This window comes from Sphingopyxis sp. MC1 (assembly GCF_000371385.1).
Classification (GTDB): Bacteria; Pseudomonadota; Alphaproteobacteria; order Sphingomonadales; family Sphingomonadaceae; genus Sphingopyxis; species Sphingopyxis terrae.
Window position 1 is genome coordinate 116,718 of sequence record NZ_AOUN01000002.1, and the last position, 24,090, is coordinate 140,807.

At 59.3% G+C, this 24,090-nt stretch carries 21 protein-coding genes; 11 read left to right on the forward strand and 10 right to left on the reverse strand.

Translation table 11 applies throughout. From position 1 onward, the window contains the following. Positions 1–208 precede the first annotated feature (208 nt). Positions 209–1,423: a hypothetical protein gene (locus EBMC1_RS01100; protein WP_003039302.1), complete on the forward strand. Its 1,215-nt coding sequence runs from the start codon at positions 209–211 to the stop codon at positions 1,421–1,423. A 388-nt stretch (positions 1,424–1,811) separates the two neighbouring features. Here EBMC1_RS01100 and EBMC1_RS01105 read toward each other — a convergent pair whose 3' ends face one another. From EBMC1_RS01105 to EBMC1_RS01115, 3 genes are read right to left on the reverse strand one after another with little or no spacing between them, the layout of a single operon-like run. Next, positions 1,812–3,515: a recombinase family protein gene (locus EBMC1_RS01105; protein ID WP_003039304.1), complete on the reverse strand. Its 1,704-nt coding sequence runs from the start codon at positions 3,513–3,515 to the stop codon at positions 1,812–1,814. Further along, positions 3,508–3,945: a DUF2924 domain-containing protein gene (locus EBMC1_RS01110; protein WP_003039307.1), complete on the reverse strand. Its 438-nt coding sequence runs from the start codon at positions 3,943–3,945 to the stop codon at positions 3,508–3,510. The genes EBMC1_RS01105 and EBMC1_RS01110 overlap by 8 nt, the downstream gene beginning before the upstream one ends. Further along, complete coding sequence (locus EBMC1_RS01115; protein ID WP_003039310.1) at positions 3,945–4,208, reverse strand: DUF3489 domain-containing protein; 264 nt, start codon at positions 4,206–4,208, stop codon at positions 3,945–3,947. Before EBMC1_RS01115 ends, EBMC1_RS01110 begins: the two co-directional genes overlap by 1 nt. A 93-nt stretch (positions 4,209–4,301) precedes the next feature. On the opposite strand from EBMC1_RS01115, the gene EBMC1_RS18255 reads away from it, so the two are divergent. The 3 genes from EBMC1_RS18255 (at position 4,302) to EBMC1_RS01125 (ending at position 10,207) form a co-directional block, all read left to right on the forward strand. Further along, a complete protein-coding gene (locus tag EBMC1_RS18255; protein ID WP_156000845.1) occupies positions 4,302–4,712 on the forward strand; it encodes a hypothetical protein in 411 nt (136 codons plus the stop codon). A gap of 222 nt (positions 4,713–4,934) precedes the next feature. Beyond that, on the forward strand, positions 4,935–8,729 hold the full coding sequence (locus EBMC1_RS01120; RefSeq protein WP_003039312.1) for an SIR2 family protein: 3,795 nt from the start codon (positions 4,935–4,937) through the stop codon (positions 8,727–8,729). Positions 8,730–8,962: 233 nt separating this feature from the next. Next, positions 8,963–10,207, forward strand: coding sequence for a phospholipase D family protein (locus tag EBMC1_RS01125; protein ID WP_003039315.1), 1,245 nt, complete (start codon positions 8,963–8,965; stop codon positions 10,205–10,207). A gap of 247 nt (positions 10,208–10,454) precedes the next feature. Here the strand turns inward: EBMC1_RS01125 and EBMC1_RS01130 are convergent, their stop codons facing one another. Beyond that, positions 10,455–10,673, reverse strand: a complete 219-nt coding sequence (locus tag EBMC1_RS01130) for a hypothetical protein (protein WP_040589102.1) — start codon at positions 10,671–10,673, stop codon at positions 10,455–10,457. A gap of 68 nt (positions 10,674–10,741) precedes the next feature. After that, positions 10,742–11,269: a hypothetical protein gene (locus tag EBMC1_RS01135; protein ID WP_040589104.1), complete on the reverse strand. Its 528-nt coding sequence runs from the start codon at positions 11,267–11,269 to the stop codon at positions 10,742–10,744. A gap of 241 nt (positions 11,270–11,510) precedes the next feature. Here EBMC1_RS01135 and EBMC1_RS01140 point away from each other — a divergent pair, with 241 nt between their 5' ends. The 4 genes from EBMC1_RS01140 to EBMC1_RS01155 are packed head-to-tail and all read left to right on the forward strand — an operon-like array spanning position 11,511 to position 18,795. Next, complete coding sequence (locus tag EBMC1_RS01140; RefSeq protein WP_003039323.1) at positions 11,511–13,022, forward strand: ATP-binding protein; 1,512 nt, start codon at positions 11,511–11,513, stop codon at positions 13,020–13,022. Beyond that, a complete protein-coding gene (locus tag EBMC1_RS01145) occupies positions 13,015–15,777 on the forward strand; it encodes a Z1 domain-containing protein (protein WP_003039325.1) in 2,763 nt (920 codons plus the stop codon). The genes EBMC1_RS01140 and EBMC1_RS01145 overlap by 8 nt, the downstream gene beginning before the upstream one ends. After that, positions 15,764–16,735 carry a PD-(D/E)XK motif protein gene (locus EBMC1_RS01150; RefSeq protein ID WP_003039326.1) on the forward strand — a complete coding sequence of 324 codons (972 nt, stop codon included), beginning with the start codon at positions 15,764–15,766 and terminating at the stop codon, positions 16,733–16,735. Before EBMC1_RS01145 ends, EBMC1_RS01150 begins: the two co-directional genes overlap by 14 nt. Then, complete coding sequence (locus EBMC1_RS01155; RefSeq protein WP_003039329.1) at positions 16,735–18,795, forward strand: AIPR family protein; 2,061 nt, start codon at positions 16,735–16,737, stop codon at positions 18,793–18,795. Before EBMC1_RS01150 ends, EBMC1_RS01155 begins: the two co-directional genes overlap by 1 nt. Before the next feature lie 25 nt (positions 18,796–18,820). On the opposite strand, the gene EBMC1_RS01160 is transcribed toward EBMC1_RS01155, so the two are convergent. Further along, complete coding sequence (locus tag EBMC1_RS01160) at positions 18,821–20,398, reverse strand: DNA cytosine methyltransferase (protein ID WP_231292845.1); 1,578 nt, start codon at positions 20,396–20,398, stop codon at positions 18,821–18,823. A gap of 17 nt (positions 20,399–20,415) precedes the next feature. Between EBMC1_RS01160 and EBMC1_RS01165 the strand changes: the two genes are divergently transcribed. The 3 genes from EBMC1_RS01165 to EBMC1_RS01175 all read left to right on the forward strand — a co-directional run bounded on the left by EBMC1_RS01165 (position 20,416) and on the right by EBMC1_RS01175 (position 22,293). Further along, positions 20,416–20,874: a very short patch repair endonuclease gene (locus EBMC1_RS01165; protein ID WP_003039334.1), complete on the forward strand. Its 459-nt coding sequence runs from the start codon at positions 20,416–20,418 to the stop codon at positions 20,872–20,874. A gap of 10 nt (positions 20,875–20,884) precedes the next feature. Then, entirely contained in the window at positions 20,885–21,061 is a 177-nt protein-coding gene (locus tag EBMC1_RS18260; protein ID WP_156000851.1) for a hypothetical protein, read from the forward strand. Between the two features lie 60 nt (positions 21,062–21,121). Beyond that, positions 21,122–22,293 (forward strand): IS3 family transposase gene (locus EBMC1_RS01175; protein WP_156000854.1). Its coding sequence is split into 2 segments (ribosomal slippage): positions 21,122–21,386 and positions 21,386–22,293, totalling 1,173 coding nucleotides; the frame shifts between segments, so codons are not numbered across the junction. A 163-nt stretch (positions 22,294–22,456) separates the two neighbouring features. On the opposite strand, the gene EBMC1_RS01180 is transcribed toward EBMC1_RS01175, so the two are convergent. From EBMC1_RS01180 to EBMC1_RS18000, 4 genes are all read right to left on the reverse strand, one after another. Beyond that, positions 22,457–22,906: a hypothetical protein gene (locus EBMC1_RS01180; RefSeq protein ID WP_081611112.1), complete on the reverse strand. Its 450-nt coding sequence runs from the start codon at positions 22,904–22,906 to the stop codon at positions 22,457–22,459. Between the two features lie 10 nt (positions 22,907–22,916). Then, entirely contained in the window at positions 22,917–23,219 is a 303-nt protein-coding gene (locus tag EBMC1_RS17990) for an excalibur calcium-binding domain-containing protein (RefSeq protein WP_156000857.1), read from the reverse strand. A 120-nt stretch (positions 23,220–23,339) separates the two neighbouring features. Beyond that, positions 23,340–23,534 (reverse strand): DUF6961 family protein, encoded by a 195-nt coding sequence (locus EBMC1_RS18955; RefSeq protein WP_081611113.1) that lies wholly within the window; start codon positions 23,532–23,534, stop codon positions 23,340–23,342. 191 nt (positions 23,535–23,725) lie between these two features. Further along, positions 23,726–23,998, reverse strand: a complete 273-nt coding sequence (locus EBMC1_RS18000) for a DUF5818 domain-containing protein (RefSeq protein ID WP_231292846.1) — start codon at positions 23,996–23,998, stop codon at positions 23,726–23,728. Positions 23,999–24,090: the final 92 nt, after the last annotated feature.

Below are 24,090 nucleotides of genomic sequence, written 5' to 3' on the forward strand. Positions count from 1 at the left end.
CAAAATTCCGACTGCACTGGCTATTGGCAGGTCCGGAGAATTTGAGGGCTGAGTCGTCCTCATCACCGCTGTTACCATCTGCAAGGCCTTCAGCGTGGGGATCACCTCGGTGGCTCGAGCATAGACGAATTCCTTCGGAAGCGCGAGATACAGCTTTTAGAATGACGTACCCGTTGCCTTCATCAGGCCATCAGAAACGGAGCCGAACATGCCCAAGCAATATAGCCGGAAAGAGTTCTACGACTTGGTGTGGTCGAAACCCATTACGCACCTCGCCAAAGACTTTGGCCTGTCTGACGTCGCGATCCACAAGATCTGCAAAAAGCACAATATCCCCAATCCGCCCTTGGGCTATTGGGCTAAGAAGGCCCATGGTAAAGCCGTCACCCAGACGCCCCTTCCGCGCAGCTCGAAAGATGTTGCCGACACAATCCTCATCGTCGAGGGCAGCTTCCTCTCCGAACCTGACAGTCTACGGTCAGCCCGTGAGCAGGCCAGGATCAACGCATCAGCGCCGGAAGCACAGCCCCCTGCCGCGCGCCATTCAATCGTGGAGCGTACAATATCAAGCTTGATAAAAGCCAAGGTAGATGCGCGGGGACTGGTTTCGTCCGCTCAGCAAGGATGCATTTCAGTTGCCGTAGCGCCGCCCTCGATTGAAAGGGTCGGCGCGGCATTGGACCTGCTGGTTGCAGCTGCTTCCGCGCAGAACTTCGAGCTCGCCAAATCGGAAAAGGCCATTGTTTTTATCGGGCACGAGACGACGATCGGTTTCAGCGTTCAGGAGACCGTGAAGCGCGTCAAACATGACCTGACCGCTGAGGAACTTGCCGAGGAGGAGCGTCACAAAAAGAAGCAGCGTCGAGACGAATGGTTCTCGTCATTTCTATTTCGGCGCAGGTTCCCCGAATGGGATTATCTACCAACGGGTCAGCTCGCAGTCGAAATCGAAGGTTCGTACTCTTATAGCGGCTCGGGGCCGCGGAAAAACTTCAGGGATGGAAAGACCCAGAAGATAGAAACGATGGCCGTAGAGATTGCGATCGGCTTGGCGGTCACGGCAGCGGCAAAGAAGGAACGAATCAGAGCAGATCGCGAGCGCGAAGCAAGATGGCAAGAGGAACGTCGACTCCGGCAGGAAGCCGAGCGGCAGAAGCATATTTCCGGTCGGCGACGCGACGAGCTGACATCCGTGCTCGAAGAGGTGGAAAAGTCGATCCGGCTGCAGCGTCTGGTGGCAAGTCTGCGAACTGACGTGGCGGGAACGGAACATCCGCGTGTCGCCGAATTCATCAAATGGGCAGAGGCTTACGTCGATCGCCTGACCGACAGACTTTCAGCCGGCAGTCTGGAAGATCGGTTCACGCTCAACAAGGTCTTTGGATCTGACGACGATCACAATTTCCATCCCAGCAGATGGTAAGCATCGCACTTTCAAAGTCGCACGCCTAAAACCAGTATCAGACTCTTTGCTCTAGCACTCAGTCGTGGCGCGGATTTGTCTCGTAACCGCAATCCCGAAATTCGCGTCGGTAACCGGCGGAAAAGTGGCGACCAAATTCAGCGAATTTGCCCGCTGTGGTGAGACTGAAAAGTTTGTATGTGTCTCCTCGACTGCACCATACAGTCCTGCGGGACTTCAAAAATCGGCAGCAATGTGTGACCGCCCCGCAAGGGCGCGCCTTTCTGCGCGGTTTGTGTCCCTGTCTATCGGCTTTGCAGTCAGAGACCCGCAAAACCTGACATCAAAACGCCAAAAAGGAAGCCCGGTCTCAGCCGGGCATTTTAGTGACTGCAGTCGATAGTTCGGTTCAGAACCCGAGAGCGGCGCGCTGCTCCCGCCAGCACAGCGGCAAGTCAATGCTGTTCAGCACCTTTGCCGTCAGCTTCGCTGGCTGACGCCCTTCGACGATGGCTGTCACAATATCAGGCGCTAGGCACGACAGGCCGACCAGCTTGGTAAGGCGCGTGCGACACCGGCCATGATCCGCCGCGATCGACGCTACCGCTCGTCCCGGGTTCTCCAGGACCAGCTTCCGCGCTGCGTGCGCTTCTGCGACAAGCTGAACCAGCTTCTCATCTCGCGCTCGTGGCGGAATCGCCGGCATCGATGGAGGCAGGATCAGCCGCAGCGCATGTCCGCGCCTTACCTTGATGACCGGGCAATGCAGAACGGTCTCTTCGAGGGCGCCTTCTTCGCTCGGCACCTCTGGCAGCCCAAGTTGGACCCTCAGTCCGACATTGTTGACGGTGATGACTATGTTATCCTGAGCGAGGTCGATGCGTCGAATGATCTGTTCGATGGTGTCCCTGCATTCGCCTGTCGCTTGCGAACGGAGTTTTGCAGCCATGCCGAGTGCAGACGACAATATAGCGTTGATGACTTCAGCGCTGCGACCCCCGGCCATCGCGATGATCGCCTGTTGATCTTCGAGGAAGGCTGCGAGACGGCTGCGGATCAGAGGTTCGATATCCGACGCCGTGACGCGCCACGCGACGCCGCCCTTGGCATCGGGCCGAGTTTGATAATAGCGATAACGCCGCCGCTGGGCGGCCCCGTCGGCGTTGACTGCTTTCCGCGTCGAATGGCTTGGAGACATTGGACGCCCTTCCCCATCGTAGAGAAGGTTGATCAGCAGGCTGGGCCAGCGCGCCGCCTGCCTTGTTGATCCGCCCTGCGACCGGTTGGCGAGCGCACGCTGCACGTCATCCCATAGCTCTTCCGACACGATCGGCTCATGCTCGCCGGGATAGGCCTCGCCCTTGTGAACGATGTCGCCTCGATAGATGCGGTTGGCGAGCATGTGGTAGATGGTACCGCGGCGATAGAGGCACCCACCCTTGTGCGGCCCGCTGGTCCGGTTCTGGACCTTGGTCCGGTAGCCGTCAGCATTGAGTTCATCGACAAGCGACCGAACCGAGCCGAGAACCAGATAGCGCCGCATGATATGGCGGACCTGTTCGGCTTCGATTGGTTCGATGACGAGCTTGCGATCGCGCACAATATAGCCCAGCGGAACCGGACCGCCCATCCACATGCCTTTGCGCTTCGACGCAGCGATCTTGTCGCGGATGCGCTCGCCGGTCACCTCGCGTTCGAACTGCGCGAACGACAGCAACATGTTCAATGTCAGTCGGCCCATGCTCGTCGTCGTGTTGAACGACTGCGTGATTGACACGAAGCTGGCGCCCGCCTGGTCGAAGACATCGACGATGCGCGCAAAGTCCGAGAGGCTGCGCGTCAGCCGGTCGATCTTGTAGAGCAGGATGACATCAATCTTCCTAGCCGCGACGTCGGCGAGCAGATGCTTCAGACCCGGCCGTTCCATATTGCCGCCCGAGAACCCCCCGTCATCGTACCGCTCAGCTATGACCTTCCAGCCCTCATGGCGTTGGCTCGTCGCATAGGCGACGCAGGCTTCATATTGAGCATCTAGGCTGTTAAACTCCTGTTCAAGACCATCCTCGGTCGATTTGCGCGTATAGATCGCGCAGCGAACAACCCGGTCAGCCACGGCGCGTTCTCATTCCGAAGAAGCGCGGGCCCGACCAATGGGCGCCCGTCACCTCACGCGCGATATGGCTCAGCGATTTGTAGGTTCGTCCTTCCCACTCAAAGAGGTCATCGCGAACCAGCACCTCGATGGTGCGGCCATTCCATTCACGGATGAGCCGGGTGCCGTCAGAGATCCTGATCGGCATGACGGGTGGCCGGCTGCTCTCGGCGGCTTCCGGCGCCACCTCGGTGAGCCGCGCAAGCTCACGGCGGATGATCGCAGGGACATCGCCGTAGCGGCGTTCCTGCAACATCTGCGCGGTCAGGCGACGGAAGAGCGGATCGGGGAGGCGTGGCGCCTCCGCTGCCCCGAGTTTGTTCCATTGGGCTTCGACCTCGGAGCGCTGCATCGCCGGCATCGTGGCGATAATGGCGTCGACCTTTGACATCAGGCCTGGCCCGCCGCCGCGGGAGCACTGCCGGTCCAGATCGTCGTCCCGTCTTCCCGCTTCTTGCGCTCGATCGCCCAGCCTTTCTTCCGAAGGCCCGTCAGGAACGCGCGGCAGCTATGCGGCTGCCAACCGGTCGCGGTGGCGAGTTCGTCGAGCGAGGCTCCGTTCTCGCGGGTCAGAAGTTGCTCGAAGGCTCCTGATTTCTTGATGTCGGCGCCGGCCTTGGCCGGCATCTTCTTCGCTGCAGTCTCTTTGGTCATGTCGGATCTCCATTGCGGGGCCGATGATCCGGTCCCACCGATCCGAGGCCACCTGCGCGCTCAGCGCATTGGCCTTACCAGCCCTGCGCTGGCATGAGCAGCAATGCTTCCAGTGCACCACAAGTCCAGTCGAATATGATCGGATTCCAGAAAGATGGTTATCGACTTGCGCGGCACGTCGAGCATGGTCGAAACATGTCCGACAATGACGACATCGAGGAATCAGCGAACATCCCTGCCCTGTTCGCCGAGATCACGGCGCTACTTGAAGACGCGCATGAGATCGCCGTTCGAGGGCAGAAGTCAAAGCTGGCACGAACGGATTATCTAGGGGTTCGCCGACTTCCTCATAACGACGCAGTAGGTTTGCTAGAATTTGACCCGTATCGACAGGGAAGGCGCAGGCCTGCGTCTCCGTTCGACGTGGGTCAGCTCTCGGAATGCTCGCTTCAATCTCTGCACTGGGGTCGTTGTCGATCACCTGCGCTCGTGCCGTTCCGTTAGCAACCGCTTCCATTAGTCCCCCTGAGGCTCCGATGATGCGCGAGCCGATGCTGTCATGCGGTTGATGGCAGTTGCCAGTTATTAAATCCAGCGGAGATACCGCGCTCTTGAAGCGCGAAACGACTGCCGGACAGCTGCGCGATCGATTTATAGTTCAGCAATGGCACATCGCTCGGTCGCCTAGCCAGACCGGCACTGCTACAATGCCCGCGGAGGGGCTTTATGCGCTTTATTTCTGGCGGGATTGATCTACCTGACGAACTGCTGAATGCGCGCGATGCTGGGGAATTATTGCTGTTTTGCGGCGCAGGTATCTCCCAGGCAAAAGCTTGGCTTCCGAACTTTCCAGTGCTTGCACGCACTGTGCTGCAGAGTCTTGGTTCGGCGCTCGATAGTCCAGCGCGACGGCTCTTCGAGGCCAGCGAGAAGCTCGAGGAGGTAAGTGGCCTTACCGGCCTAATTGCAACTGACCGAATTTTTGGGATGCTCGAACAGGAATTCCATCCAAGCGAGGTGCGCGAGGCAATGGCTGTCGCGCTCAGGCCGCCAGTTGGATATGGACTTGGAGCGCACCGGACAATTCTGGATCTCGCCCGCACGCGAGAAGGGGTAACGCGCCTGGTCACAACCAATTTCGACCGGCTGTTCGAGGAGTGCGATGGAAGCCTCGCTTCGCATTTTCCGCCGCGTCTTCCGGATCCGCGGCGCGACAAGGACTTCCGAGGCGTTGTCCACATTCATGGCATGGTTGATCAGGCCTATAGCCGAACGTGCGATGATGAGATTGTGCTGTCGAGCGCTGACTTCGGGCGTGCCTATCTCGCTGACGGGTGGGCCACGCGCTACATCCAGCTGTTACTCGAACGCCACAAGATTCTATTCATTGGCTATTCCGCAGACGATCCGCCCGTTCAGTATCTGCTCGAGGCCCTCAACCAGTCGGGTACGCACACGGGGCGTATTTTTGCTTTTCAGGCTGGGGATTCTGCGCAGGCTGTAGCGCAGTGGGCCCATAAGGGAGTCCTGCCTATCGCTTATAGCCCGGAAAATGGGCACCGTGAGCTTTGGGAAACGCTCGACGCGTGGGCTGAGCGTTCCCGGGACGTGGATGCTTGGTACGAGCGACTTCTCGTTGGCGCTGGGCGCGGCCCCGAAGTGCTTGACCCTGCTGAGCGCGGTAGGGTCGCGAATCTTGCAGCGACACACGAAGGAGCAAGGCGCTTGGCGCTTTCGGCTGGCTCCCTCCCCGCGACATGGCTAAATGTGCTGGATCCAGCGAGGCGCTACGCCAATCCCGATCGGACCGACCTTTACGACGAAGATAGCCCCCGCTTCGATCCATTTAACGCGTATGGCCTCGACCGAGATGAGCCCCCAGCAATTGGCGATCCTGACAATCGCTGGGAGAGCCGGAAGATGCCGTCCGACGCGTGGGATGCCTTCGTGGGCACAGAGATGGATTGGGGCGGGCTCGGCGCCGACGCAGTCGCGCAGTTGCGCCGTCACGGCGATCCAACTGTCAAGCTGCCGCCGCGCCTATGGCAGCTTGGTATGCTGGTAGTTGGAATGGCGCATCAGCCTACGGCGCTTTGGTGGGCGGCGCAACAAGGCGGCTTGCACCCAAGCATCTGCGGGCATCTTCTATGGAAGATCAGAAGGGAACCAGAGAGCTTTCCGGCGGTCGTGCGAGATGGCTGGCGCCTCCTGATTTCGTCTTGGGAAGAGCGGCAGGTCGACGTCGACGGACCGCGCTACGATATCGATGCGCGCGTGACTGCCGAAGGCGGGTGGACCAGCCGTATGGTGCGTGAGGCTGTCGCGCTCTACCGGCCGCGAATTCGTGTGGCAGCATCCTATGGGGTTAAGGCGCCGGAACCCGACCCCGAACTCAAGCTCGGCAACATCGTCCGCGTCGAGATCGAATATCCGCGCCCGCATCTCGCGCTGTCGGTGCCCGACGAGCATCTGGCCCTTTCAGTCGAGCTGTTTGCAGAGAATATTGCGCACGCGATCAGACTGCATCAAGAGGTGAGTCCAGCGGGCGAACTATACTTCGACAGCACACGGCCCGACGATGGCGAGGAAGCCGACGAGGATGCCTTCCAGTTTACCGGCCATCTCAACATCTACCTTGGTCTCGTCGCGCGCCTCGCGCAGTTCGACCGAGCGGCGGCGCGTGCGGCCTTTGCGCGCTGGCCGGCTAACGTCGACGCGGTTCACACGCGATTGCGTATTTGGGCGGCCGGACGGCCCGAGCTTCTTGACCCGGACGAGGCGGCCGATGTTTTCTTTTCGTTGTCTGACGAGGACTTCTGGACCTTCCGTCAGGAGCGTGACCTCCTTTTCGCGATCCGCGATCGCTGGACCGATATGGCGATGGAATCACGGCGCCGCATCGAGGAACGGTTTCTAGGCTCTCCTATCGCTTGGCTGGAGGACCGAGAAGACAGGGGGTTGCTTGATGCGCACTCTCGCCTCAACCGGCTGCAGTGGCTGCGTGACCGCGGCATAGTTTTCACTGATGAAACCCAGACGTCCACCGCTGCTCTCATGGCCGCTGCTGCGGATTGGGAACCGCGATTTGCGGCGCATACGGCTCAGCCACAGGTTGGTGAAGCTTATTCGATCGAAACCGATACTGATACCGCAATGCTTGAGGACGTTCCTCTCTCAGAAATTCTGGGCGCAGCACGTAATCAGACAGGGCACGATTTCGAAAGGCGTGTCGACAAGCAGCCTTTCAAAGGATTGGTAGCGGAGCGGCCCGTGCGTGCCCTGGCTGCGCTGTCAGATGCGGCTCGCCGGTCGCAGTTCGATAAGGAAGCTTGGCGGACATTGCTGCACGCGGACGGTGAGGCACTCCGCACGCCGCGCATGCTACGCCAGATCGCTTACAGGCTCCTGCGCTTGTCTGAGGCTGAGATCGCCGAAATCCGATATCCGCTTTCGGAGTGGCTGCGCGATGTCGCGGAGCCGCTACTAGGAGCGTGCCCTCGACTGTTTGGGGATATCTGGGACCGGATTATCGTAGCGCTCTCGACTAACCCTCCTCCAGAAAAATTCCGCCGTTCCGACGCAAGCTGGGTCGATGAAGGCCTGAACCAACCGCCGGGGCGCCTCGTTGACGCATTATTCAAGGATCCCGCGCGGCACGAGTTCAAGAGCGGAGACGGCCTAGGAGATCTTTGGCGTGCGCGCTTAGACCAACTCCTTGCGCTTCCTGGCAGCCTGCGCCAGCAGGCTCTCGCCATTATAGCCGCGCGGCTCAATTGGCTGTTCGAGATTGATCCCGGCTGGACGCTCGAGAATCTCATTCCTGCGGCCACTGCTGAGGGCGCTGACGCTCATGCGTTCTGGGGCGGATATTTCTGGCCAGCTCGCGTACCACAAGGGCCGCTCTATTCGCACTTAAAGCCCGCGTTCGTCGCGCTCGCACGTGGCGGCCTAGAAAGCCGCGAACAGAAGAACAAACTCGCGGGAATGCTGCTAGCGGGTTGGAAAGGCGCGCCGCGCGCGAATGACGAAGCGTATCGGATCTCGGATGTCGAGCTTCGAGAAATTCTCATTCACGCTGACGACGAACTGCGTTCACAAACGCTGGGTTATCTCATTCGCTGGCCCGGCGATCCCGACAGCGGTTGGGGGGAGTGCGTAATCCCGTTTCTTCGCGACGTGTGGCCGAGGCAGCTTGCCGTCCGCACTCCGCGAACATCAGCCCGGCTCGTCGATCTTGCAGTATCGAATCCCGATCGGTTCGCAGCAGTGGCGGAATTAATCCTTCCGTGGCTAACGACGGTCGAGTCCGGCGGCTTTATGCGTCTTGCAATCAACGACGCCGACCAGGTGCTAATCAACGAGCATCCAGCCATAGTATTGGACATCCTTTGGGCCGTGCTTCCGGCGGATCCGAATCAATGGCCTTACGAGACTGACAAGATCCTCGTCGCGCTTGAGGCTACAGAGGCGCGAAGCGATGAGCGTCTCGCAGAACTACGACGTCGCCATCGACTGCGCTGAGCCGAGGCGATCACGCTCAACGATCCAACCATGTTCGACAAAGGTCAGTCACCCAGCATACCTGTTTGGCGAACTCTGATCGGCAGCGGCTAGTTGTGGCAGAATTGTTCGTTTGCGGCCAGAAAGCCGACAGGTTGCAAACGGCCAGAACGATGGCAACTTTCCGATATGCTAACGCCCTTGCATCAATTTCGATAGCGGACGAATGTCGTCTCTTCTGGGGGAAGAAATTCATGAAGTCCGAACCACCGTTTGTGTCGGCTTCGCTGGTGGAGAACGGCGAAGATGAGGGCCATGGCGACGTACTCCTGCGGCATTTCGGGGACGCGGCCGCCTTCATCGGCATCGTCGCTTTTGCAAAAATGTCGGGCTGGAAGCTGATAAAGGGGGTAGTCAAGGAGCGGGTCGAGAGGGGACTCTGGGCGACGTTCGTTATCGGAATCGACTTCTATCAGAGCGATCCCGAAGTGCTGCGCGCGCTTTTGCGGCTTCGCGAACCTGCGAAGAAGGCTGGCGGTGAGGTCAAGGTCTACATGGGCAGTGAGGCAGGCCGCTACACTCTCCATCCCAAATCCTATTGGTTCAAAGGCCGCGAACGCGAGACGCTGCTCCTCGGTTCGGCGAACATGACTTCGGGAGGCTTTGCCGACAATCACGAACTTTCCGTCGAACTCTCGGACTCCGGACCCGGATGGCAGACATGGTTTACTCGCTGGATTTCCGAACGAATCTCGAATGAGGATATCGTAGAGGCTACTGGTGAGCTGATTAATCGCTATGAAAGTCGGCGCAACATCTACCGCGCCGCGATGAAAGCTGCCGAACGTCGTGCGAACCGTTCCATTGGGGAGCCTCCCGGCCAGATTATATCCTTGGCCGACCTGCTTAGCGAAATGCGCGCCAACGTTGGTCCTGAAGGCTTCGCAGCGCTGGTGAAGCAGCGGCGACGCAACCATCGCATGGCCCGCACGCTCCTCGCCGGACTCGCCCGACAACCCGGCCTTAATCGGCAAAAGTTTCTTACCCATTATGAAGAGTTAATTGGGCACTGGCACTCAGGAGGCCTCCAGCGCGGCAAAACAACAATCGCGAAAAAGGCTCCATCATTCCAGGCTGCCATACGGGGTCTTGCCGCCGAACGCTCGGACGATCCGGCAACGCTTTTCAATCTCCTGAAGGCGCATTTCGACAAGGTTCCACGCGCCGGAATCAATGTACTTACCGAAATTCTCCACACCCGCGACCCCAAGCGCTTTCCCGTCATGAACCGCAACTCGGTCGCGGGAATGGGGCTTGCCAATATCGCAAGATATCCGCGAGCACCGGCCAAAACGACTGTCGATGGCGAATGCTATGCTCGCTTCACGGCTGATGCAGAGGGCCTCCGTCAACGGCTCCAGCTTCGCGATCTCGCCGAACTCGATGTCCTGTTTAACTTCGCCTATTGGAAGCCAGATGAGGATACTGAAGAGGATTAGGCGCGAAAATGGCCAAAGATGATTTCAGGTGTGACGTTTGCGGCGAATATGCTCCGGCGCATGCAGAGGGCTGCGCCGTTCTGGCGCGGCCGCTGCGGCCTGCTTCGGAAGCGACAGCGAAGAAACGGACCAAAACCCGGCGATACTGAGTGGCTGGCCGCTTGCGCCGTTGCGTTTAGAATAGCCATGGTAGGTCCGCTGCTCGCAATTCGTCCCCAGAAGCGGTCAGTCCCCTATCGGCCAAAGTTCAACTTCTTAGGGCGTTAAACCGCTTCTCCAGTTCATCTAGAATTGCGTCTGCATCGGCAATGGCCCGATCCTTAGCGGGTTGCAGCGCGCCGTTCCTGATTGGTCCACCTATGTCGGCGGCGGCGGCTCGAGCCTCTCGATCAGCCGCATCGTTGATCCGTTTGTGCCGGTCGCGCAAAAGCGCCCAAAGCTCTTGATCGGATTTGTCTTCGAACATCGAATGTCCTCGAACAGAAAGCAATTACAGTCAGATACACGCCGGCATAATGCTCGAAAAGGCCCCTTTCAGGCTTCAGCAGCCTTTCGCAACTGCCCCAGAATCGAGGCAAGGTGCTGGCCCTCGCGCTTCAAATCAGCGAGGCGTGACTGGGCTTCGATACGCTCCATCACCACAACGCCGCGTTCCGATTGGCGGGACCGGATGGACAGGCTCCGGATGACGAGTAGCCAGTCGCAGTTCTGATCGACCGTAACCTTGATTGCGCCATGGCAGAGCAAAGCTCGAAAAGATTCCTGGTGCTCGCGGTAGTGCGTCAGTTTTGCAAAAGCGGCGTGGCCCTTTGCAGAAAAGGGCCCTTCGGGTCCGATCGCTGCCGCAAGATCTTCGAAACGCTGGCCGATCAGCTGGCGAAGGCGGATCTTTTCGCTCTGGGAAGAGGCTTTGGCGAGCGTCAACAACGTCTCGGTAACTGCCATTTCAACCGTCGAGAAGTGGTGCATACAGGCGCCACGCCACGCATTTACGTCCGCGAATATTGCGTCCCAGTCAGCACTTGGCGCTTTCTGGTTGGATGGTGCGGCGTCGGTCTCCATGATTACAATTTAGTGAGCAGCATTTAACGTCGCGCTAAGGCCGATCTCAGAAGCTGAGCCATCAGGTCGACACACATCAGCACACCTAATACGATGCCGGATTTTTTAATTGCTTCTATTTAGGTCGACGAACTTTGCAGCCGTAGATCCTATGATCATTCCACGTCGGATGTTTTGGCAATTGAAATAAGAACGTGAGCGTCTCAAACAGGGGCGGATATCTGGGGGAACACGGGAAATCATGAGTAACGAAGGTCCTGCCGCGGTCGAACGAAGGACCGCCGACGCAACCCCGCACGCGGCGTCGCTGATTCAGAGCCTGCGGGATATCGGCTACTCGTGCGAGACCGCACTTGCCGACATCATCGACAATTCCATCACGGCGGGCGCAAAGAGCATCCAGCTCATGTCCGACGCAAGTTCTGCTGAACCGGCGCTTGGGATACTCGACGATGGCCGAGGGATGAGCTTCGAAGAGCTTGTCGAAGCAATGCGACCGGGGACGCGCAGCCCGCTTGTCAGCCGCGACATGAATGATCTCGGCCGGTTCGGCCTCGGGCTGAAGAGCGCCAGCTTCTCCCAGTGCAAGCGGCTGACGGTCGTGACGAGAAAGAACGGTATCTTCTCAGGCGCCACATGGGATCTCGACGTCGTCGCAGACACCAACCGATGGGACATCGCGATTCACGACGACGAAAACGGCATTCCATGGGCGGATCAACTTCAGAACGACGGCACACTGGTTGTCTGGCGATCGCTCGACCGCCTTTCGGGAGGGCTTCAGCACGACCTCGGAAAGCAGGCCGAGCATATAAACCGCGCGATAGCCGGAGCAGAGCGCCATGTTCGTCTCGTCTTTCATCGTTTCATGTCTGAGGGCCGCAGCCCTCTCGTCATTCGATTGAATGGACGACAACTCGAACCTATCGATCCATTTGGCACAAGGTTCAGCACCCATCAGAGTGATCGTCCGGATCAGCTCGAACTGCGAAATGGCATTGTCGAGTTCCAGTCCTTCACCCTGCCCCATCACAAATCGATACCCTTGTCGGACTGGAACGAGCTCGGCGGTCCGGAGGGCCACCTCCGATCGCAGGGCTTCTATGTCTATCGCGGCCGCAGGCTGATCATTGCCGGCAGCTGGCTCGGCCTCGCACGCCAGACCGAGCTGACCAAGCTCTGCCGTATCAAGGTCGACATCCCGAACACTATGGACGCGGACTGGAAGATCGACGTCAAGAAGGCCTCTGCCCAGCTTCCTCCGGCCGTTCGCGAGCGAATGCGACTATTGGTCGAACGTCTCGCAGCAACCTCGAAGCGCACATATCAGCGCCGCGGACAAAGGCTGGTCGATGTCGAATACATGCCGATCTGGCATCGCGTTCAGAAGGATGGCGCCATCATCTATCGGCCTGATCCCGCCCATCCGGTGTTTGCCGACTTCTCGGCTCAGCTTCCCGCGGAGCTGCAACCGGCCTTCGCGAGCCTCGTCGGCCTCATCGGCTCCTCGGTTCCGATCGCGTCGCTCCATTCGGATTTTGCTGGTAGCGCCGAGGATATCGTCGCCGACGCAGCGGATATCGAAGCCATACGGCAGATGGCCGAAGCCATGGTGCCCCGCCTCCTTACGCAGGACACCGACCGAGACCGGGTGCTCGATATTCTCAGACAGGTCGACCCATTTCGTTCGTCTTGGCCAATTGCCCAACCTGTCATCGAAGACGTGATCTCGGCGGAGCCCATTGATGAATGATCCCCTGACCAACCTCGACGCAGTCGTGTCCCAGCTCATTGCCGGGCAGGATCATCCAACCGAGGAAAACATTCGCGCGACAATCGAAGCGATGCGCATTTCTCCGATGTTTTCCGACGTTACCGATCAGCAGGCGGAGCTGCTTGCTCGGCAGATCGAGGAACGCATCGGCATCAGCATGGGCATTGGAGCGATCGTCAGTGACGCCGAATTCAAGCCTTGGCTGAACGATGCGAAGGCCGAGAACCGCATCGATCCTTATTATTGGAACCGCTACCGGCAGCTCCTTCAGAAGAAGCGCTTGCCCCGCGACGTCATCACCTCGACGGACGGAGTGACGGATCGCATTCTCGATCGGATGGGCAACCCCCACGACACGAATTCCTGGGACCGCAAGGGAATGGTCGTGGGCCACGTTCAGAGTGGAAAAACCGCAAACTACACCGGCCTCGTCTGCAAGGCGGCCGACGCCGGCTATCGCCTCATCGTCGTCATCGCCGGCATTCACAACAATCTTCGCAATCAGACGCAAGCGCGCATCGACGAAGGTTTCGTCGGACGGGACACCGGTCGTCTCGAACAGCGGGACACGAGGGAACGACCGAAGGTCATCGGTGTTGGCGCGTTTGATGATCGACGCACGCCTGTCAGTCTCACGACCACACTGAAGGATTTCAACAAGGCAACGGCGACGACCAACACCAGCGAGATATCATCCTACGCGGTCCCGGTCGTACTGGTCATCAAGAAGAACTCGCGCACGCTCGCGAACCTGATCGACTGGCTGAAAGAGCATAGTACGGGACGCTACTCGGAGATGGTCGACCAGCCGATGCTGCTCATCGACGACGAAGCAGACAATGCATCGATCAACATTGCCTATGGAAAAGACGAGGTTTCACGTATCAACGGACAGATCCGAGACCTTCTGGGCCTCTTCCGGCGCAGCTGTTACGTGGGATATACTGCCACGCCCTTCGCCAACATCTTCATTGACCCTGACAGCGACGACGAGTCCTACAGTCAGGACCTGTTCCCCAGACACTTCATCATCGGACTCGATGCGCCGAGCAATTATTTTGGTGCGCGCAAGGTGTTCGTCGATGGTGTCAGCGACGAGGAAGATGTCCGTCCGCGGCACCTTCGCTACATCGAAGACAATGGCGACCTGCTGCCGGTCAAACATCCGATAACGCATGACGTGACCGAAATTCCGGACAGCATGATCGACGCACTTCGGACCTTTCTTGTAGCACGCGCGATCCGCAATCTCCGAGGTCAGAGCAATCAGCACGCATCGATGCTGGTCAATGCATCCCGCTTCACCGGCATCCAGAACACTCTTCGCAATCGGCTGCACGAACATCTGAAGACGATCGAGGATGCAATTCGCGTCGATGGATCGCGGCCCGATGCCCTCGCCAATCCGGTGATCGCCGAGCTTCATCGGTGCTGGGAGGACGAATATTACGACGTCTATCCGGACTGGCATGAAATCCTGAGCAGTCTGCTTTCCGTCGTCGCATCAGCCATCGTGGTTTCGGTGAACAAAGACTCGCCAACCAGCCTCGACTATGACGCTGCGGGCGAGAACGGGTTGACCGTGATAGCTATTGGCGGATTTTCACTGTCGCGCGGCCTTACGCTCGAGGGGCTGACCGTCTCCTATTTTCTGCGCAACTCGCTGATGTACGACACATTGATGCAGATGGGACGGTGGTTCGGATATCGACCGGATTATGAAGACCTTTGCAGGATCTGGATGCTCCGCGACGCGGCATCCTGGTATGCCCATATCAGCGACGCGACCGAAGAGCTTCAAAACGAACTGAAGCGCATGGAACAGCTCAACGCCACCCCGATGCAGTTCGGGCTCGCTGTCAGAAGCCACCCAAGCGCACTCATGATCACTGCGCGCAACAAGATGGGATCCGGTGAGAAGCATGTGCTGGTGGGGCTTTCGAACAGCTTCGTCGAAACAACGCGCCTGGCCCTTGCCCCAGGTTCGATCGACCAGAATCGTACCGCGCGCGATCGCTTCATGGCCGCCTTGGCCGAAGCAGGCCATGATCAATCGTCGGCGAAGCGAGCTCCGGGGGGCCTTCTTCTGTCGGGCGTCCGTGTCGAGCTGGTCGATGACTTCTTGCGTGGTTTCGACAACCATCCGGAATCGCTGCTCACGGCGATCGCTCCCGTTCGTCGATACATTGCTGATCGCCGGACCGATGAACTTGAAACATGGGATGTTCTGGTCACCGCGCTCAAGCCGGCCCCGGACCTCAAGCCCGAGAATCTCGGCGGATGGAAAATCACACCAATGAACCGAAGCATAGGCGCAAGCGATCTCGCCGCTGGCGTGTTGTCGATCAGTGGCAGTCGCGCTCGCGTCGCCTCCCGCGGCATGGAAAAAGCGGGCCTTAGCGATACTCAGATCGAATTGGCCGAGCTGGATTATTGCCAGGAAAAGAAGGACCCCGAGGGCGCGAGGCTCAACTTCCCCGATCGCGTATATCGGCAGCGACGCAGCCGACCGCTCCTGCTGCTGTACAACATTCGGATAAAGGAGCCCGACGATCCCAAGGCTGACAAGACGAGGATTCCTGCCGAGCCGGTCGTGGGTTGGGGGATCAGCTTCCCTCAATCGGCGCGGCCGGATCAGCGCGTAGAATACATGTTGAACACGACAAAGCTCAGGGAACTCTTCGGCGATCCCGACGAAGACGAAGGGGCCGAGGCGGAGGATGATGATGTCTAAGGATCCTTGGGCCGGGCTTGCGATCGGGGGCATCGATGCCCGTCGCGTATCGCCCGATGGTCGGCACGACTTCTTCTGGATATTGGCCGCCAATGGCGAGCCCGGGCTCCTTCTTCGGCTGCGGGATGAAACGGCAGAGGTCCAGCCACTCCCGAAAATGCGCAATCTCGACCTTGCTTATCGCGAGATCGCCGATCGACGATCCCTCATCCTGCTCCTGAAGGACAGCGAGCAGCGCGAGCTATTTGCCGAACTGTGCCGCGACATCGTCCGCGCGGGCGAGGCGGCAACCGAGAATGGCGATGCGCTGAATCGCTCGATCCGCCGCACGATGCGCTGGCACCATCTGTTGCGTGGCGGTCGCTCTGACCAGTTGTCGCTGGAGGAACAGCGAGGCCTTCTTGGCGAGCTGAACTTCCTTGAGCGGCTCATCGGCCTTCTGGGCCACAGGGCCGCGATCGAAGCATGGCGTGGCCCCTCTGGTTCCTCCAAGGATTTCGAGCTCGGAGACTGTTTGGTCGAAGTGAAGGCCCGCCGCGGCGCGGCTCGACCTTACGTTCAGATATCATCCGAAGATCAGCTCTTGGATGTCGAGAATTGCCGACTGTTTCTGATTGTCACTCCGATCGACGCGGTCGTCAAGCCGGCCGGAAAGACGCTCACCGATTATGTCTCGGACCTCGACAGGCAGTTCTCGATGGAAGATGCCGAAGCGTGCATGCTCTGGGAGCAAGCCTTGGCCGAGACAGGCTTCGATTTCGCGCACGACTATTCCGGGCGCCGCTGGATGATTGGCCGGAGCCTCGAATTCGAGGTGATGGACGGGTTTCCTCGCATAACCGGTCCACTGCCGAATGGTGTTTCCGGCGTCCGCTACAGCATCGGCCTCGACGCCTGCGCACCCTTCGCGATCGCGGACAACATTCTCGACCAGCTGATCGCGGACGGGAACTCCTGATGGAAGAACTGGCAGAATATCATCGCGAACTTCTCGCCGAGGTCCAGCGGGACGCCGACGCGATGGGAATGATCACCACCGAGGCCTTTCTTGAAAAGGTATCGGATATTCTGGACGAAGCTGGCGAGGTCGCGTCGCTGTCGCAGGCCTATCATTCCGGCAAGCACGGCGTGAAGAACATCCAGGTTGATGCCTATGCGTGGGACCCGACGGACGACGAAGGCGTCCTCAGCCTCGTCATCTGCGATTTCAATCTGGCCGAAGACCTCCAGTCGATCCTCAAGGCCGAGGCCAACAAGCTCCTGATGCGACTTGTCGATTTCGTGGTGGCGGCAAGAACGAGAGAGTTTCGGGAGAAGCTCGAAGAAACCAGCAACGCCTTCGTGATCTCCGACCTGATCGCGCGAGTCTGGAAGCAGATACGCAAGATCAAGCTCATCCTCGTCACCAACCGCGAGAACAGGGCCACCACCGACGCTCAACCCGTCGGCGCCATCGGCGGCATCCCCGTGACCTCCAACATATGGGATATCTCGCGTCTGCACCGCTATGAGTCATCCGGTCAGACCCGCGGCGAACTCATTGTCGATTTCGCGGAAGAGTTCGGCGAACCTATCCCCGTCCTGAAGGCATCCTATGATGGAGCTCCTCTGGAGAGCTACATCGCGGTCATACCGGGCAAGCAGCTTGCTGCCATTTACGACAAGTGGGAAGCGCGGCTTCTCGAAGCCAACGTCCGCAGTTTCCTTCAGGCACGCAACAAGGTGAACAGGGGGATCCGCGATACGATCCGCGATGCGCCAAGCATGTTCTTCTCTTACAACAACGGCCTGACTGCCACAGCGGAGGGCGTGGAGATCGCCGATATGGGCGAAGGGCTGTTCCTAATGTCCGCCACCAATTTTCAGATCGTGAATGGCGGGCAGACCACCGCCTCGATCCATGCGGCACGGAAGCAGGATGAGCTCGCCGACGTCTTCGTACAGATGAAACTGACCGTCGTACCTCCGCACGAAGCGGAAGACGTCGTGCCTCTCATTTCGCAGTACGCCAACAGTCAGAACAAGGTGAATGCGGCAGACTTCTTCGCCAACCACCCATTCCATATCAGGATGGAGCAGAACTCCCGACAGATCCTGTCGCCCGCCGGTGACGACAACTACCGCGAGACGAAGTGGTTCTACGAGCGCGCGCGTGGACAATATGCGGATGAACGTGGCCGTCGTAGTGCCTCGGACCGGAAGAAGTTCGACGCCGAATTTCCAAAGAGCCAGTTCTTCACCAAGACCGACCTCGCCAAATTCGAGAATTCCTGGCGCCGCAAGCCCCATGTCGTCAGCTTGGGTGCCCAGAAGAATTTCTCGGAGCTGGCGAAGGCAGTCGGTGAGGAATGGAGCCGAAGCGATGCTGGCTTCGACGAAACATGGTTCCGGCGGCTCATCGCCAAGGCCATCATTTTCCGGAACATCGAGCGGCTTGTACCCCACCAGCCCTGGTACACCGGCGGCTACCGCGCCAACATCGTCACCTACGCCTTTGCGAAGCTCGTGCATGATGCCGAGACAAGAAAGAAGGTGATCGATCTCGACAATGTCTGGAGGCTACAGCGCGTGCCTGCCATTCTCGAGAAGGCCAGCCTAGCTGCAGCACAGGCGGCAAACGACATCATTACCAGCCCGCCAGTCGGAGTCAGAAACCTCAGCGAGTGGGCGAAGAAGCAGGCTTGCTGGTCATCTCTGGCGAACCGCCGCGTGGACTATGACGCCGACTTTGAAGACAGCCTGATCGATCCGGACGAGGCGCGCACTGCAAAACGTGACGATCGCCGCGATCGAAAGGCAAAAAGCGGAATCGAAGCTCAGCGCGAGGTCATCCAGTTGGGATCACAATATTGGGAACAGCTCAGCGCATTCGGTCAATCTATCGGAAAGCTTACGCCAAAGGACACCGGCATCCTGCAGGCCTGTTCGCAAATGTCCGTCCGGCCCCCGAGCGAGGCACAATGCCGCGCCGCACTTGCCATCGCCGACAGGCTCGAAAAATTCTATCCTCAGGAGTGATCGCAACAACGCTCGATCTGACCGCTCAATCGTCGGTGTCTGGTTCCAGCAGACCAAGAACGACCTCCGCGATCTGCCTTGCCAGCAGCGGCGGTACGGCGTTGCCGACCTGAACATATTGTTCTGTTCGGTTACCCTCGAAGAAGTAGTTGTCAGGGAATGTCTGAAGGCGAGCCGCTTCCCTGACGGTCAGGCTCCGGCACTGCAGCGGGTCTGGATGGATGAAATAGTGCCCGTCCTTCGAGATATGGCTGGTAATCGTGGTCGACGGCTCGTTCCAAGTCTGTACCCGGAACCTGTCCGCGAACTTCCCGCTTTCCCAATTCTTGTGATCAGGCGCTAGCGCGCTGGGATATTCGCTTGCTTTGGGCGAGCGACCGCGACGCTCGGCGAAGGTGGCGGCGAAGGCATATCGCGACAGGTCGGTGACCATGTGCCCCCGCGTCTCGTGATTGGGCAGCGCCCGGAGACGGTCGTCGATCAGCCAGTCGCTCAGCCAGTTGTCACGAACTGCGGTGACACGGCGATCGCTGCGGGGCAATTTCTCCTTGGCGGCGTCTATCGTGGCACGGTGAGCGTCCAGCACCGGCGCGATGTCGCCCAGTTCCCCCGCACGATCCGCTCTGCATGCGCGAGCGGCCGCCTCGAAGGCATCGACCGCAGCAGCACGCCAGGCGACTTCGGAATCGGCCTGTCGGCTGAGCCCGCTGCGCAGCTTCGGCATGTCACCAAGCACATCCGCGACACTGCGCGTGGTCGCGTCAGCCGAAAGCCAATGGTTCGTGAGGATGGACGGAACGGCCAGTCTGTCCGAGCGAATGCCGACGAGGATGACGCGGTGTCGGCGCTGCGGGATACCGTAGAGCTCGCTGCGGATGATGTGCTCCCCGTGCCTCCCCTTCCCTTCGTTGACCAGCGGCAGAAGCGTATATCCGTCGGGCGCACCTCCCGCGTTGCGAAGATCGGCGAGCACTCGCTCGAAGATGCTCTCACCCTCCACCTTCGATGACAGGATGCCCTTGACGTTTTCCATGATGAAGGCAGCCGGGCGAAGGCGATCGAGAATCCGGATATATTCGCGGTACAGGAAGTGCCGATGATCGGCGGCAGGATCGTATGAACTGTTCCCACGGTTTCTTGCTCGACCAACGAGCGAGTAGGCTTGGCATGGAGGGCCCCCGATCAATACCGTGTCGTCGTTGCCATCTCCACGGATGGCATCCAGTCGCTGGTCGATAACGGCCTTTGCATCATCGCTGCCGAGTTCGAGGAGCGCCGTTTCCTCTTCTGCGGCCTTCCATTCGGCCGGATGCGCCTGGATCAGTTCATCGCGCGAAATCTCGCCGGCAATGTAGCGATAATAGGCATCGGGGATTTCGCGAAACTGACGCGTGAAAGCCCGAAGCCTCAAGGTCCGAAATGCCGAGGGCTCCTTTTCGACCGACAGGGCGATGTCGAAAATGGGTCGCCCTTCCCTTCTGATCGACGAAAAGCCTTCCGCAAGGCCCCCTGGCCCGGCAAACAGATCCACGGTCTTGAAGATACGGCTCATCGTGACGAAATTTCCCTTCACGACGTCCTCATACCAGGACTTACCGAACACGCCAGGGAGAATGCGGATTGGTCGATATTGTCGACTCTGCCACCAGATCAAGGATGATGGCCAGTATCCGCGGCAAGGATACGAAGCCCGAACTCCTTCTACGAAAGGCCATGCATGCACAAGGCTTCCGCTTCCGGCTGCATGACAAGTGCCTCCCCGGCAGCCCCGACCTCGTCCTTCCCCGATACAGGGCAGTCGTTTTCGTGCACGGGTGCTTCTGGCATCGCCACGAAGGTTGTCGGTTTGCGACCACTCCCGCGACGAGGCCTGATTTCTGGGCCGACAAATTTCAGGCAAACGTCGCGCGCGACAGAAAGCACGAAGCTGCTCTACTAGCCGCAAATTGGCGTGTTGCGATCATCTGGGAATGCGACATCAAGAGCTCGGTCGAGAATATGGCAGACGAGTTGGCCAGTTGGCTGAAAACCGGGCAATCAACCATCATGGGATCAGAAGCGAAGAAGAAATCGGCATAGGAGATCAGAAATGCAATTTGTCGAGGCGTTCGAGCATCTGGTATACAATGTTGAAGCTCCACGCCAGGATTGGAGCGCCGAAAAGGAAGATGGCATCTGCATCTCGCTCTGGAAGAAGGAGATGGGGACGCGTGACGGCCTAATGTGGGTAAACACCTTGGTCCACGCCGATCCGATCGAGAATTGATCTGCCCCCTTCTGAGTGGTCCAAAATTGATGATATTTTGGACGACGAAGGAGATATAGAATGCCGAGCAAGAAGCATCGCCCGGAAGAGATTATCGGCAAGCTACGTGAGGCGGAGGTTGTGCTTGCGCAGGGCGCTACGACCGCCGAGGCGTGTCGTCGGATCGCGATCAGCGAGCAGACCTATTATCGGTGGCGCAAGGAATATGGCGGCCTGAAGACCGATCAGGCGCGTCGGATGAAGGATCTGGAGAAGGAGAATGCGCGGCTTCGTCGTGCGATCTCGGACCTGACGCTGGACAAGCTGATCCTGCAGGAGGCTGCCCGGGGAAACTTCTGAGCCCCGCACGCCGCAGGCGCTGTATCGACCACATCAGAATGATGATGCCGGTGTCCGAGCGGCGGCTGTGCCGCGTGCTCGGGCAGCACCGATCGACGCAGCGCAAGGCGCCACGCGGGGCGGATGACGAAGCGGCCCTCACTGAGGATATCATCGCACTGGCCCGGCAATATGGACGTTATGGCTATCGCCGGGTGACGGCGTTGCTACGCGATGCGGGGTGGCATGTGAACCGCAAGCGGGTTGAGCGTATCTGGCGCCGCGAAGGGCTGAAGGTGCCACAAAGGCAGCCGAAGCGCGGGCGTCTGTGGCTGAACGACCGATCGTGCATCCGGCTGCGGCCAGAATATCCCGGCCATGTCTGGTCCTACGACTTCGTCGAGGGCCGGACGCACGATGGTCGCAAATACCGGATCCTGTCGATCATCGACGAGGCGAGCCGGGAGTGCCTGGCGTTGCCGGTGGCGCGTAAGCTCAAGAGCGACGACGTGCTCGCGGCACTGGCCGAGCTGTTCGTCACGCGTGGGCCGCCGGCGCATATCCGGTCGGACAACGGCCCGGAGTTTATCGCGACGGCGGTGCAGCAATGGCTCGCCCAGATCGGCGTGAAGACGCTGTATATCACGCCCGGATCGCCATGGGAGAATGGCTATTGTGAAAGCTTCAACGGATCCCTGCGCGATGAGCTGCTCAACGGCGAGATCTTCTACTCGCTCGCGGAGGCCCGGATCCTGATCGAGGCTTGGCGGCGGCATTACAACACCGTCCGGCCGCACAGCTCGCTGGGAAATCGACCACCGGCGCCGGAGGCCGTTCCATCGCCAGTGTCGCCCGCCGGTTCCGCTTCGCTCCACCTGCGGCCAACACTGGCGATGGACGCGTCAATGCACTAACAATCCCAGCGGACCACTCGGTGGGGGCCGGTCATGGGCCGTGCTCGATTTCGCTGCAACGACATGCAAGGCGCGAACCCCGCTTTGCTCCGCTTGCCCGGTGAAAAGGCGCTGCGCCTTCTACCGGGCCAGCGGACGCTCCCCGGTTACCCGCTAGATAAGATCAGAATCGCCGTGGCATCGCGCTGGGGACGTAACGGTCACATTCGCCCACGTAGTTGCCTGCCTTACCAGAAAGGCGGATTAAACCAGTTCGGCGATCGATGATCATCTTGGGGTTGTTGATAAAATTGACGGCAACGGAACCAGTGATCTCGTCATCGGTCACCTTCAGGTCCTTTATCTTGAACCAGCCGTCCTCACCTCCGCGGACAAGCGGCAACATCACGCGGGGCATTCGCAAACGCCCCTCGTCGCCTTCGATCCAAAGATTCACTTGGTCCGCAAACGGCTCGCTTCGGTTGCCGATCACGTTTCCCCACGCCGAGTTGCCATTTGAATCATATGCGTAGGCGCTGCTGCTCGTTTGCTTGTTGGCAGAGCCCTGCCCAAGACAAACGAGGTCGAGGCGTCCTTCGTATACCGCGGCAAGTGCAAGAAGCATGGTTAGCATTTGGGTCCTCCTATTCGCAGCCGATCCCGTCACCGTCGCGGTCGAGATGGCGAGCATAGCCCGGATCGCCACGCCGCACGGGCGCCGCCCCCGCCGACCTGGCTGCAGCACAATTGGGATAGTAGACAGTACCGCCCGCCGCCCGTTGCGGCCGGTCAGCCGACGGCGCGCTGCGCCCGGGCGGACGGTGGCAATGCCGGCCGCCGTTTTTCCGATCGTTGTGACATCCGTCGGCCGCGAGCCCACCGGGATGCGCCATCGCAGTGGAAAGGCCGAGGATCCAAGTCCACGAAAGGGTAGCAATCAATCGCATGCGGCGAGCCTATAGAAAAAATGGATCAAGAACCGCTTAAAGCACCTGAAGCCTCGCGAGGGGAAAAGAATATTATATCCAAATTGGAAGCAACTCCGCGGCGGCATGAGGTTAAGCTACTCAGTCAGGCTCTCCGCGGCCCGGTGGAGAAAGATTAGCAAGTCTCGCCGCTATTGCTTTCCATGTCTCGACGCCCGCGGTGTCTCCACGGAGCGCGAGCGCACCGATCCGCTCGGCAACAAAGATGGCCGCTCGGGGGCCGTACTGTCTTTCCACCGCAAGCGCGCAAGCCCAAATATGTTGCACAGGCGTCACGGGCTGGACATTAGGCCAATTACGGGCCTTTATGAAGCCGCACGAGGCGCTTTCCTACATTTAAGCTCGATGCCATGACGCGTAAATGGATAACCGCGAACCCAATCGGCGCGATCGAGCGCTCGCCATCGAATTCTGGATCGCTACCGCAGTCGTCGGCGGATCCTTCTTGGTCGGCGCTTGGCGAGCACTCAAGTATTGGCTTTAGCGTCGCTGGAAACGCCCGTTTCGCACACCGCCATGAGATCCCTGGCTAGCGTTCCCTCGGGGGCCACGACTTCGACGTCAACGAGACCTTCGCCGACAACGATGCCGGTTATCCGAACGCGCTTTTCAACATGATCGACAGGAACGCGATAGAGATCGAGCTTCCAACGGCCACCCAGGTCTCGACGCAGCGAAAAACCACCCGCGTCTCGGAGCAAGGTTCCCGTCTCTTCGATTCTCGTGCCGATGGTTGCCATGAATGGTACCTACGAAATGACCCGGGCCGCTGCCAGAAACTTTGACCAAGCCATCTTAATTTGCCCTTCTCTCCCGCGCTATCTACCTCACC

Bases quoted from the DNA above. Each gene is read 5' to 3' on its own strand.
- EBMC1_RS18260 (WP_156000851.1), top strand. From the start codon at position 20,885: ATGCAATTTGTCGAGGCGTTCGAGCATCTGGTATACAATGTTGAAGCT.
- EBMC1_RS01180 (WP_081611112.1), bottom strand. From the start codon at position 22,906: ATGCTAACCATGCTTCTTGCACTTGCCGCGGTATACGAAGGACGCCTC.
- EBMC1_RS18255 (WP_156000845.1), top strand. From the start codon at position 4,302: ATGAGCAGCAATGCTTCCAGTGCACCACAAGTCCAGTCGAATATGATC.
- EBMC1_RS01115 (WP_003039310.1), bottom strand. From the start codon at position 4,208: ATGACCAAAGAGACTGCAGCGAAGAAGATGCCGGCCAAGGCCGGCGCC.
- EBMC1_RS01150 (WP_003039326.1), top strand. From the start codon at position 15,764: ATGATGATGTCTAAGGATCCTTGGGCCGGGCTTGCGATCGGGGGCATC.
- EBMC1_RS01100 (WP_003039302.1), top strand. From the start codon at position 209: ATGCCCAAGCAATATAGCCGGAAAGAGTTCTACGACTTGGTGTGGTCG.
- EBMC1_RS01110 (WP_003039307.1), bottom strand. From the start codon at position 3,945: ATGTCAAAGGTCGACGCCATTATCGCCACGATGCCGGCGATGCAGCGC.
- EBMC1_RS01130 (WP_040589102.1), bottom strand. From the start codon at position 10,673: ATGTTCGAAGACAAATCCGATCAAGAGCTTTGGGCGCTTTTGCGCGAC.
- EBMC1_RS01140 (WP_003039323.1), top strand. From the start codon at position 11,511: ATGAGTAACGAAGGTCCTGCCGCGGTCGAACGAAGGACCGCCGACGCA.
- EBMC1_RS01120 (WP_003039312.1), top strand. From the start codon at position 4,935: ATGCGCTTTATTTCTGGCGGGATTGATCTACCTGACGAACTGCTGAAT.
- EBMC1_RS01135 (WP_040589104.1), bottom strand. From the start codon at position 11,269: ATGGAGACCGACGCCGCACCATCCAACCAGAAAGCGCCAAGTGCTGAC.
- EBMC1_RS01125 (WP_003039315.1), top strand. From the start codon at position 8,963: ATGAAGTCCGAACCACCGTTTGTGTCGGCTTCGCTGGTGGAGAACGGC.
- EBMC1_RS01155 (WP_003039329.1), top strand. From the start codon at position 16,735: ATGGAAGAACTGGCAGAATATCATCGCGAACTTCTCGCCGAGGTCCAG.
- EBMC1_RS01145 (WP_003039325.1), top strand. From the start codon at position 13,015: ATGAATGATCCCCTGACCAACCTCGACGCAGTCGTGTCCCAGCTCATT.
- EBMC1_RS18000 (WP_231292846.1), bottom strand. From the start codon at position 23,998: ATGGCAACCATCGGCACGAGAATCGAAGAGACGGGAACCTTGCTCCGA.
- EBMC1_RS17990 (WP_156000857.1), bottom strand. From the start codon at position 23,219: ATGCGATTGATTGCTACCCTTTCGTGGACTTGGATCCTCGGCCTTTCC.